Annotated in this window: 10 protein-coding genes; 8 read left to right on the top strand and 2 right to left on the bottom strand. The window is 44.2% G+C overall.

The window, feature by feature from the left end; translation table 11 throughout:
* The first annotated feature begins 107 nt into the window (after positions 1–107).
* The gene (locus tag AC5JPO_RS09565; RefSeq protein ID WP_443526715.1) at positions 108–1,796 is read left to right on the top strand and encodes an ATP-binding protein; all 1,689 of its coding nucleotides are present in this window, start codon (positions 108–110) and stop codon (positions 1,794–1,796) included.
* Positions 1,797–1,927: 131 nt separating this feature from the next.
* A complete protein-coding gene (locus tag AC5JPO_RS09570; protein WP_443526713.1) occupies positions 1,928–2,107 on the top strand; it encodes a hypothetical protein in 180 nt (59 codons plus the stop codon).
* Between the two features lie 33 nt (positions 2,108–2,140).
* Here the strand turns inward: AC5JPO_RS09570 and AC5JPO_RS09575 are convergent, their stop codons facing one another.
* Positions 2,141–3,622, bottom strand: coding sequence for an ATP-binding protein (locus tag AC5JPO_RS09575; RefSeq protein ID WP_443526712.1), 1,482 nt, complete (start codon positions 3,620–3,622; stop codon positions 2,141–2,143).
* A gap of 450 nt (positions 3,623–4,072) precedes the next feature.
* On the opposite strand from AC5JPO_RS09575, the gene rpsP reads away from it, so the two are divergent.
* From rpsP to rplS, 4 genes are all read left to right on the top strand, one after another.
* The gene (rpsP, locus tag AC5JPO_RS09580) at positions 4,073–4,342 is read left to right on the top strand and encodes a 30S ribosomal protein S16 (RefSeq protein ID WP_021812802.1); all 270 of its coding nucleotides are present in this window, start codon (positions 4,073–4,075) and stop codon (positions 4,340–4,342) included.
* 165 nt (positions 4,343–4,507) lie between these two features.
* Positions 4,508–5,041 (top strand): ribosome maturation factor RimM, encoded by a 534-nt coding sequence (gene rimM, locus AC5JPO_RS09585; protein WP_443526711.1) that lies wholly within the window; start codon positions 4,508–4,510, stop codon positions 5,039–5,041.
* A gap of 76 nt (positions 5,042–5,117) precedes the next feature.
* Positions 5,118–5,882, top strand: coding sequence for a tRNA (guanosine(37)-N1)-methyltransferase TrmD (gene trmD / locus AC5JPO_RS09590; RefSeq protein WP_443526710.1), 765 nt, complete (start codon positions 5,118–5,120; stop codon positions 5,880–5,882).
* A 205-nt stretch (positions 5,883–6,087) separates the two neighbouring features.
* Complete coding sequence (gene rplS, locus AC5JPO_RS09595; protein ID WP_290176744.1) at positions 6,088–6,507, top strand: 50S ribosomal protein L19; 420 nt, start codon at positions 6,088–6,090, stop codon at positions 6,505–6,507.
* 230 nt (positions 6,508–6,737) lie between these two features.
* On the opposite strand, the gene AC5JPO_RS09600 is transcribed toward rplS, so the two are convergent.
* A complete protein-coding gene (locus tag AC5JPO_RS09600) occupies positions 6,738–7,298 on the bottom strand; it encodes a DUF4442 domain-containing protein (protein WP_443526708.1) in 561 nt (186 codons plus the stop codon).
* Positions 7,299–7,706: 408 nt separating this feature from the next.
* On the opposite strand from AC5JPO_RS09600, the gene AC5JPO_RS09605 reads away from it, so the two are divergent.
* Together AC5JPO_RS09605 and uvrC are read left to right on the top strand one after the other, a co-directional pair.
* A complete protein-coding gene (locus AC5JPO_RS09605; protein WP_443526706.1) occupies positions 7,707–9,242 on the top strand; it encodes a DUF3360 family protein in 1,536 nt (511 codons plus the stop codon).
* A 269-nt stretch (positions 9,243–9,511) separates the two neighbouring features.
* On the top strand, positions 9,512–11,356 hold the full coding sequence (gene uvrC, locus AC5JPO_RS09610) for an excinuclease ABC subunit UvrC (RefSeq protein WP_443526704.1): 1,845 nt from the start codon (positions 9,512–9,514) through the stop codon (positions 11,354–11,356).
* Positions 11,357–11,680 lie beyond the last annotated feature (324 nt).

The following is an 11,680-nucleotide window of genomic DNA, read 5'->3' on the forward strand; positions in this document are numbered from 1 at the left end:
TAGTCAAAGTCTATCTCTATTTGATAATACTCGATATCAGTATATGGCGCTCACTATGTAGCGAATGATATCGGCACTCTCTATCTATTAAGTTGGTCACGGCACGTATGTCATTAGTCTCTTCTTTAAAACACAGTATTTTTGTTCGTATCTATGCTGGACTGCTTATAGTCTGTTTATGCGTAGCATTGTTTGCGCAGTTATTGATGGACACCATCAATAAGGAACGCGTGCAGTCCTATCGCGAGAGTATGGCGATGGGGGCGTTTCATTTAGTAAGTGAAGGCATCTCTCATCAAGATACTAAAGAAGATCGTGAGTATTGGCTGTCTGATGCCAGTAGTCTATTTGGTTCAACGTTTAAGATTGTCCCTATCGATGAGGTAGACTTTACTGCCAGTGAATTAAGACGCTTTAAGAACGATGCCACAGTGGTTCGTTATATGAGCCAACCTGTCTATGCAGATGTGTATTATCGTCTGCCAGACAATGAGAACGTGTTGACCGCGCGAATATCGCAAGTCACAGAGCAGCAAGTACGAGCTATCGCAATATTTTTACTGGATGATTTGTCCTATCAGATGACCTTGTCTGATAAGCGTGCGCGTCTAGCAGAGTTAGAGGAGAAATTTTCTTTTCCTTTAGCGTTTACTGCTGTCAATACGCTCGATTTGGATTCAGATCAGATGTCGCGTTTGCGCCGTGACGAAGTGGTTATCTCATTGCAAGATACTAATAGCAGCAAAAGCAACTCATCTATTAGAGTAGTGGTACCGTCTGAAATCAATGATATGGCGATATTGATTGGTCCTGTGCCGTTGTTCAACTGGTTCCCACTTAACCTAATCATCAGTATGATTCTGATTAGTATGTTCTTAATCAGTTTGGGTGTTTATGCGCTTATTTTCCCGCTTGAGCGTAAGCTACAGCTGATTCAAGTAGGTGTCAACGAAGTCAGTAAAGGCAATCTTGATATTCAAGTACAGGTCATTGGGCAAGATGAGATTGCGCGTCTGTCAGCGACATTTAATGCCATGACGTCACATATCAAGCGTTTGATTGAGTCGCAACGAGAGCTGACGCGAGCAGTATCACACGAGCTTCGGACGCCAGTGGCACGTATTCGGTTTGCCGTAGATATGCTTGCTGATACTGACGATGAGGACTCGCGCTTCATGCAACGTGATTATATCGATGAAGATATTGAATCACTTAATGGGCTGATTGATGAGATTTTGACTTATGCTAAGCTTGAGGAAGGCTCGCCAAAATTAGATTTGGAGCCAGTAAATCTCAAAGAGCTACTTGAGCAAATCGAGCGTGAGACCAATGCATTGGGTAAACCAATTAAAATCGTGACTAATTTACCAAGTGCAAAAGTCACTGCCATTGCAGATCGCCGCTATTTGCACCGCGTGATTCAGAATCTTGCGGGAAATGCTTTGCGTTACGCTGAGACGACCATCATCGTTAGTGCAGGCGTCAAAAAAGGCAATGCGTTTGTCAGTGTAGAGGATGATGGACATGGTATTTCTGAAGCGGATCGCGAAAAAGTATTTATACCGTTTTCACGTTTAGATGACAGTCGTACACGGGCGTCTGGTGGTTATGGCTTAGGCTTATCAATTGTATCGCGCATTGCTTTTTGGTTTAATGGTAGTATGAAAGTCGATGAAAGCCATACGCTTGGTGGCGCGAGATTTGTGATGACGTGGCCTATCAAACCGCTGACCCAGATTCTTGCTGCTGATGAGTTGACGCAAGAGAGAAGCGAACGCGATTTTGATACTAAATAATTGCTCCTCGTAACCATGTTGAGCAATACAAGAACTATGGTTAAACAGGTTTGATTACAGACATTTTGGTAATGAGATGATGCGTTTACCATATATTTCTAAAATAGCTTGATAATATAGGAGGGCAAAGGATGCCATATTTATTTGGAGGGCTAGTGCTGTTGAACGCAATAACATTGGGTTATCATTTGTTCTTAAAGCAGCCTTTAACGACCCAAACGCTGAAGGCAGCACAAGAGGAAATGACGCAGCCACTCACCTTCACCAATGGTGCTGAGTATCTCCCGCCTATTATTGGTACAAGAGACTGAGCGGCTGTCACTCGATATATATGGGCGACAGTTTTATCGCGTTTCTTTATTTGCTGTAGCATTCTCGGTTGCAGAGGTATCGACCGTATCAGCTGCGATGGTATTATCTCCAGTAACTTTGGAGAGTAGGGGTATGCGTACGCATACTTGTAGCCCGCCATCAGGATGGTTAATGGCCTCCACCGTACCGTGATGTAACCTTGCGATACGATCGACGATAGCCAGTCCTAACCCACTACCTTGCGTCGTACGTGCGGTCTCCCCACGCTCAAACGGTTGCATAATCCGCTCTAACTGATCCTCTGCTACCCCGTTACCGCAGTCCCGCACACAAATCATCAATTGCTCTTGCGCCTCTTGGGTGACTACGTTCTCACTGACCACATCGCTATCTTCTTCTGGAGCCGTTTCTATAAACGTAGGTATTACTGTGGCTGAAAGATAAATCGGTGGTTTACCATAGCGATTGGCATTGTTGATGAGATTGATAATCAGACGTTTGATAGATAAGGGGCGCACCGGAACGACCTTATTACACTCTGATTGATATATAAATTTCATCGGAGCAAATTGCACCATGATTTCATTAAATATCGTATCCAAATTGGTTAGGCTGACGGGCTCATCAGAGCCGTCTTTCATAAACGAGATGAACTGCTCCAAAATGGCATCCATGTCTTCAATATCGTAAATCAACCCTTCACGAAAGAAATCATCTGGCAGCATCTCGGCAGTCAAACGCATACGAGTCAATGGCGTACGCAAGTCGTGTGAGATACCAGCAAGCATAATTGTCCGTTCTTTTTGCGCTTGGTTTAATGTCGTAAACAGACGGTTAAAAGCCATATTTACTTGACGTATCTCAGTAGGGCCCTTTTGCGTAGGTAAAGTGGTAGCGTGTCCTAAACGAATGTAATTGGTCGCTGCACGCTGCAAATAACGTAACGGGCGATTGAGTTGCCGTGCAAGCAAAATAATGGTCAGTAGGGATAATATCGGCAACCCAATCAAGAACAGTACGAGCAATGTCGGACTGTACTGTGAATAGTAAACTACTGGCTCACGAATCCAAAAACTGTCGTCGCGGCTGTCCTGTACCCAAAGCTGCGGCGTTGGCTTAAATTTAAAGTACACTTCGACAGGTCGACCCAGCTGTGCACCAATCTCACGCTGAAGCACGTCAGTAAAGAAACCGACAAACGCCTTATCAGCAACTTCAGGGAAATCACTGGGATTGTTGACGACGACGACGTGAGAATGCTGATAAACCCACTGACGGATATCAGGGCGGTACTGCCAGTCTTTATTAACGCTATTGATTAAGCGCAGCTCACTCGTCAAATAACGGGCGTGATTTTTGAGCTCTGGTAGATATAGACTGCGCCAAAAAAATAGAATTGACAAACCCACACTGATAAGAACAATAAAAGAGACCATCAAGGTCGTCAGCCAAGTGTTGGAGTAAGAGCTTGGTAGCCAACCTTTGCGACGTGGCTTTGAGTTTGGTGTGATCATATAAATCCAGCAGATTGAGAGATACTGTGTTGGGTTTGGTCTGGGGTTAAACCGCTGTACCGCGGCTAAGAAAGTCCAACTGATACCTTGAGTATGTGTAAAACCAAGCAAGCTACAATAATCATAGAATACCACATCCAATGAATAGTACCTTTATAGTACTCACCAAGGATAACCATTAAATACTTAAGATCAAAATAAAATCACTTATGCATAATTCGCTTGATGCCTAGTTTGGTTTAAAGACAGTTTGATACGTAATTAATTTGTTTGTATGAAGTGGCTACTGTGCGCATTTAAAAAACGCCTATCGACAATTATATTTTACACAGACTGGTATTTAAGCTATTGTTAATAAATAATTAAATATGCACAGTTTATGTTTTCAACAAATAAAGACTGTGATATAATTATGCCCTTTTTGGTATACCTGCGAAAGAGAGAATTCACATGGTTGTTATTCGTTTAGCACGGGGCGGTGCCAAGAAACGCCCATTTTATCAAGTAGTTGTTGCTGATCAACGCCGCGCGCGTGACGGTCGCTATATTGAAAACATCGGCTTTTTTAACCCACTCGCTAAAGAGTCTGAAGAAGCAGTACGCCTAAACATGGAAGCGTACAATGCGTGGATCGCAAAAGGTGCACAACCTTCAGATCGCGTTGCTTCATTAGCAAAAGCTTACAACAAGTCTGCCGCACAAACTGAAGCAACTGCTTAAGTTTTTGCTGTTACTGAGCCACTTATAGTCTAACTACAAGTTGATTCAGTAGACTTTAGAATACATAGCGTAACTGGTCTGACCAGGGTGCGCCATTAACTGTTTATCGCTTTTGACACAATTGTTTTTGCAATTGCTGTTGTAATCATTGTTAGGTTAGCTGCTATGTCATCCATTCCAAACGCTAGTGCCCTTATGAAAATCGGTCAGCTTAAGAAGCCTTACGGCATCAAAGGTTGGCTATGGGTATTCAGTGATACGGATGATCGTACAGCGATATTCGATATGAAGCCGTGGTGGATGAAAACTGCCACTGGTATGAAACCTTTGACTGTGAAAGCTTGGCGTGAGCAAGGAACAGGAATTGTGGCTCAATTTGAGCAGATTCCTGATCGTAATGTTGCTGAGACTATGAACGGTGTTACCGTTTGGGTCGAACAAAACGTCTTGCCTGAAACAGCTGAAGACGAATATTATTGGTCGGATTTGGTCAGTCTGCGCGTGATGAACGAGCAGGATGAGTATCTAGGCAATATCACTGAAATGTTTGAAACCGGTGCCCATGACATCATGCGCGTAGCGGCCAATTCAGACAGTTTGGATAATGAAGAGCGCCTAGTTCCATGGCACAAGCAAACTGTAATAGAGGTCAATATGACTGAAAAGACAGTACTTGTGGCATGGCCGAGTGATTATTAATATCGATTCTAGCTTTTAGTTAGACGTTATTGATATTTACACCGATTGTTTTAGCCTCAATGTAAGTAGACATCAGATGTATTTTGCCGTAATTAGTATTTTTCCTGAGATGTTTGCCACGATTCGTGAGTTTGGAATCACGGGACGGGCAGTGACTCAAGAGCAAGTTACGATTGAATGCATTAATCCACGTGATTATACCACTGATAACTATCGCCGTATTGATGAGCGCCCTTATGGTGGCGGTCCTGGGATGGTGATGATGGCTGAGCCATTATCGAAAGCCATCGAGGATGCCCGTTTGCGCGCCAGTCAGCATGGCTGCCGTATCGATAGCGAGCACTGTCCGGTGATCTATATGTCGCCACAAGGACAGACGCTTAGTGAGAGTAGCGTAGTCGGTATGACTGATTACGATGGCATGATTTTATTATGCGGTCGTTATGAAGGTATCGATGAGCGTCTGCTGTCACAGTATGTCGATATGGAAGTGTCATTAGGTGATTATGTGTTGACTGGTGGTGAGCTACCAGCGATGGTGCTGATGGATAGTGTAATACGTCGTCTACCTGATATCATGGGTGATGACAAGTCAGCAGAGCAAGACTCGTTCGTCGATGGCTTGCTTGACTGTCCACATTATACTAAGCCACATGAGTTTGCCGGCATGGCAGTTCCTGAAGTATTACTATCAGGTCACCATGCCAATATCGCCAAGTGGCGTTTTGCTCAGCAAGTCAGTCGTACGCAAACGCGTCGTCCAGATTTGTGGCAAGCGTTTACCCCAACGGCAGAGCAAGCGAAGTGGCTAAAAGCACTGGCAAAAGTAGATAAAAAGTAGATTTTCAAAATCTAGTTTTATCGCTTTTAAGCTTGATAAACAGTTAAAAGACAGAATTTTGAGCAATAATAAAACGAGTCATCACATAGTGGCCGTTGGTTATAACCCATTTACGTTGTGTCTCACTATAAAGAGATATAATTAATTATTACAAACAGGTGATATGCGTCAAGCCTCTATTATCTAATGTGAGGAGATAACTCTCATGAGCAACAAGCATCCATTGGTTCAGGTCATCGAAAATGCTCAATTGATTGAGCGCCCAAGCTTTGCACCCGGCGATACCGTTGTGGTACAAGTAAAAGTACGTGAAGGTGAGCGTGAGCGTTTACAGGCTTTTGAAGGCGTTGTAATTGCTAAGCGTAACCGCGGTCTAAACTCAGCGTTTACCGTACGTAAAATCTCAAGCGGCGTTGGTGTTGAGCGTGCATTCCAGTTGCATTCACCAATCATTGATAGCATTGAAGTGAAACGCCGCGGTGCTGTTCGCCGTGCGAAACTGTACTACTTACGTGAGCGTTCTGGTAAATCAGCACGTATCCGCGAAAAACTTGCGCCACGTCCAGCTCAGAAAAAGACTGATGCTGGCGTACCTGATGCCGTTGATACCGCACCTGGTATTTAAGCACAAGTTTGCCGTTTTGAGTTGATCGTATTATTTTAGGGTTGACTCAAGATAAGGTAATAGTAGATACAAGCCCTTATTCATAGGTTTATTTATAAATAAGCGGGCCATACCAAAAAAGACGAAACCCCAATCTATGCGTATGCTAGATTGGGGTTTTTGTATGTGTGCCATTATAAATGTAGATTTTATCAACCATCAATCATCAACCTAAGACTAACAATCAGTAGTTATTCAGGGTCAGGTGTTTCAATTCGGCTGACTTGCTCTTTAGACTTACTGTATTTTCGCAGTCGGATATATAACGTCTTAGTGACGGTAGCGATGAGTTTTTGTTGATCATCGACGATGTCGACTTTATATTCGCGGAATACAGCGTCACCATCTTTTGCCAGTTCTTGAATGGTAATGACTTCTGAGCTGGGTATTTTCATGCGTGCAGTGACTTTGCTATTGCCGGGCGCGACAAAGTCAATACTTGAGCTTTTGTCCCATACCACGTAGTTGCTACCCAGTTGATGCATCAGCATGAGCATGTAGAAGGGGTCAACCATCGAATATAAGCTACCACCAAATTGAGTACCGACGATGTTTTTGTTTAGCGTGGTCAGTCCCATGCTGACCACACATAATCCCTGATCGAGGCTGATATGGTCGATTTTGATACCTGCGCCAATGTATGGAGCATAAGTATTGAGTCGCAGCTTTAAAAGGTGCGGTGTCAGTAATGGCATGATACTTTGTTTTGCTCGACGCTTTAAAGTCTCAAAATTAGCGGGAAATACACTCATAGCTCTATCCTGTTGCTTTTTTCAATTTTTTGATATTACCAGTAGTACTGTTTTTCGGTATTGACTATCAGGTGAAGATCGTCAAAAAATATTTATCATAGTGAAAAATGGCTACGCTCGCTAGCTCTAAAGCGTAACCAAAAAAACAATATATTTATTTGGTATGCACTTATATATTGTCAATATAGCGCATCTACAAAGTTCTATTGGGCTTTGTACCATTACAAATGCAAACTTTCATTTATGTATTATAGTGAGACACACAGTATCTTTACATGAGTTTTGGGTCGCATTTCACCAATGCATAGCATACAATAGTTTGCAGTTTGCGATGGACACATTGATCTACTCAGTACTTGATCAGAGTATTAGCAACCATAAAAGACGTAATCCACACAAGGAAATGTGATGAGTAACCCTCAGACCCCTTCTCCGGGGTCTAATCCGACGCCGAACCTATCCGATCATGACAATAATAATGACAGTAACAGAGAGGGTAGCTATCCAGAATTACATAAGCCAAGCTCAAGCTTTGATAATCGCGATGCTTATCTGAACCATGAATTACAGATCATGCAGCCGAAGCGCTGGCGACCTAATTTGCCGTTTCGAGATTATCGTTTTGAGTATGAAGATACGATCCCAGCGATGGCAGCAACGATTGGCAAAGTAGTTATGGTGGGTGCTATTGCCGCAACGTTTGCAGGACCACTAGGGTTGGGCGATGCTTTTGTTCTAGAAAACGTACGCTATGAGCTATTGATTGTTTCGTTCTTCATTATCTTGTTTTCTGGTTTCTTATTACCGACAGCCAACCTGGCTGGTACTCATGGTCCACTCATTCCATTGATTCCTATTGTTGTGGCCGCTGGTGGTCACCCTATGGCATTTGGTTTGCTTATCGGTGCTTTTGGTCTACTCCTTGCTATCAGTAAAGGGGGGAGTTTGCTGGCCAACTTGACCAGTAAAGGCGTCTGTGGTGGTCTACTTATTTACTTAGGGTTTATTGGTACGACATCGCAGGTCAAAAATCTCTTTGCATGGTCAGAAAGTATTGGTATGACGCACATTGCTTTCTTTATTATTCTGGCGACTATCTTGCTATATGCCTTACTTGAGCATTGGCAAAAGCGCTGGCTTGCGGTACCGCTTAGCTGCGTACTGGGCGGCGGTCTTGCATTTGCATTGGGCGCGCCTTTTGAGTTTCAGACCGCGCCAGGTCTACCAAACATGAATCCAATGTATTGGTGGGGTGAAAACACAGGGTGGATGTTGGGTCTGCCCACGATTGAAAGCTTTATCGTAGTTCTACCATTTGCCATCCTAGCCGTTGCTATGTGGTCGCCAGATTTTTTGGGTCATCAAGTGTTTCAAAAAATCAGCTATCCCAAACGAACTGAAAAAGTACTTATGGACATTGATGATACGATGACCAGTGCGTCGTTTCGTCAAGTAGTGGGTTCGGTGCTGGGCGGTGCCAACTTTGCGTCGTCGTGGGGCACATACATTGTCCCAGCAGCGATTGCGAAGCGTCCGATTCCGGCTGGTGCGTTATTGACAGCACTATTCTGTGTTATCGCAGGGGTTTGGGGTTATCCGATGGATTTGGCCATCTGGCAGCCTGTGATGTGTGTGGCATTGATCGTAGGGGTGTTTATCCCATTGCTAGAAGCGGGCATGGAGATGACGCGCGAAGGAAAGACCACGCAGTCTGCTGCTATCGTGGTGTTTGCTTCTGCACTGGTCAATCCCGCTTTTGGTTGGTCGCTCACATTACTGCTCGATAATTTAGGCTTAATTGGCTCTAAAGAGCGCAGTGCGGGCTTATCTAAAATGAGCCGCTGGATCATACCAGGCATTATGTTTGTGGTGCTGACAGGGGTAATGGCTATCGTTGGTATGCTGCCTGGCATCCCAGCATTGATGGCAAGCTTCCGCCAATAATAAAAGCAGGGGACATGACTCTTTTTGTCGCTTCATTGATAAGCATAGACTGACTATACTCACTATTTTTACCTTGAATCGTCAAAAAATTGTCTCTATCAGTGCCATAGTTGAACGGTCAACATACCTTAAAATAAGATAAATCATACGAAGTCAGCATCAAGCTGGCTTTTTTGTGAGTCATCATACACGATCTACTCGCTTGTAAAATGAGCATTCCCGCCCCATAACTGGCTATATCAATTAAGGTTTTAAGAGCAAAAAAGTCTATGGTCAACGTCTCAGAAACAAGCCCTGTCGATGATGAAAAAGCCCGCCTCAAACATCTCATCAAACGCCTGCCAAACTTGCCAGGGGTGTATAAGATGCTGGGAAAAAACGGTGATATTTTATATGTGGGTAAAGCTAAGTCGCTAAAAAGCCGTGTGAACAGTTACTTTGCCAAGACGATTGATCATCCAAAGACGCGCGCATTGGTGGCTCGGATTCATAATATTGAGACCATTATCACGCGTAGTGAGACCGAGGCACTACTGCTCGAACAAAACCTCATCAAAGAACATCGCCCACCCTATAATGTCCTGCTGCGTGATGATAAATCATACCTCTATGTGTTTATCTCAGCCGATAAGCCTTATCCACGTTTGGCGTATGGACGCGGCAAAGGCAACCATCAAAAAGGTCGTTTTTTTGGCCCATTCCCATCCGCCCACGCCGCAAAAGAAACGCTGGTATTGATGCAGAAAATGTTTCAAATGCGTCAATGTACCAATACTTTTTTTAAGCAGCGTCAGCGCCCTTGTCTTGAGTATCAGATTAAGCGTTGCCGTGCGCCCTGTGTCGGTCTGGTATCGCCAGAGGAATATGCGGAAGATGTGAATAATACCATTCGGTTTTTGAAAGGTGACTCGGGTGATATTCATAGTACGCTAATTGAAAAAATGGAAGGGGCTGCTGAAGCGCTAGATTTTGAAAAGGCGGTGTTTTATCGTGATCAGCTGTCCATGTTACGCGAAGTGCAGGCAAGACAAGCAGTCTATACGGTACAAGGCGAGGCTGATGTAATCGCGATTGCCAGTCAGGCTGGCATGACCTGCGTCAACATACTGACCGTACGCGGTGGCCGCGTGTTAGGCGGCAAAAACTACTTCCCCGATGTGGATAGTAGTGAGTCGCTAGCAGATAATCTATCGGCTTTTATCACATCATTTTACTTTCAGGTGACCGATGACCTACCAGCCGAGATTATCTTGAGTCATGAGATACCAGATCAGGTGGCAGTGAGCGAAGCACTGGCAACGCATTTTGGCAGTAAAGTAACCATTAAGACCAATGTGCGCGAGCATCGCTCAGAATGGCTGGATTTGGCAACGCTCAACACCAGTAATGCGCTAAAAACCAAGTTGGGAGATTATCTAGAGCTGCATGCGCGCTTTGGTGCACTAAAGGACGTACTGGCTGATGTGACAGACCGCACCGTTGACCGTATCGAGTGTTTTGATATCTCTCATACGATGGGTGAGGCGACCATTGGTAGCTGTGTGGTGTTTGATCAAGGCGGCGCACGTAAGCGAGATTACCGTCAGTATGCTATTCATGATATCCAAGGCGGTGATGACTATGCCGCCATGAAGCAAGTGCTGACCAGACGCTACAAAAAGCAGCCATTGCCTGATCTATTGCTGGTTGACGGCGGGAAAGGACAGCTTGGTATCGCAAAAGAAGTGCTAACAGAATTGGGTATCCTAGGTGATACCTTGCTTATCAGTGTGGCAAAGGGCGAGGGACGCAAAGCGGGACTTGAGGTGCTACATTTCATCGATCATGAGCCGTTAGATCTGCCGATGGATAGCAAGGCGCTACATTTATTGATGCATATTCGTGATGAGGCGCACCGGTTTGCCATTACTGCGCACCGTAAAAAACGCGATAAGCGCCGCTCCTCATCGGTGTTAGAAGTTATACCGGGGCTTGGTGAAAAGCGCCGCCGCGATTTGCTTAACCACTTCGGCGGTATGCAGCAGTTGCTTGGCGCGTCACAGCAAGAGCTGGCAGGTGTGCAGGGAATTGGACCTGTACTCGCAAAAACAGTCTATAAAGTACTGCACGAGTAATTTTGTTCATTGCATAGAAAAAGACAAAATCCATTAGGATTTTGTCTTTTTAATATTAGAAAGTTTTAATTATTAAAAATCAAAACTCAACTGTTGATTCGGGTAACTGCGACAATGCTCGCAAACGTGTTCCCAGCGATTAAATCTATATCTCCAGTACCAACGTACGTGCACAGCTTTAGGATAACCGCATTGAATGGCCATTATGACCTCCATGATTATGATGATAATTTCACAACAATGGAGACGTAGACGTTTATTAGCATTTGCTATAAAATATATGGACCTTCCGACAGGTATATAAAATATTTGCAATATGCTAAC

The sequence above is a fragment of the Psychrobacter sp. H25 genome (assembly GCF_059076335.1).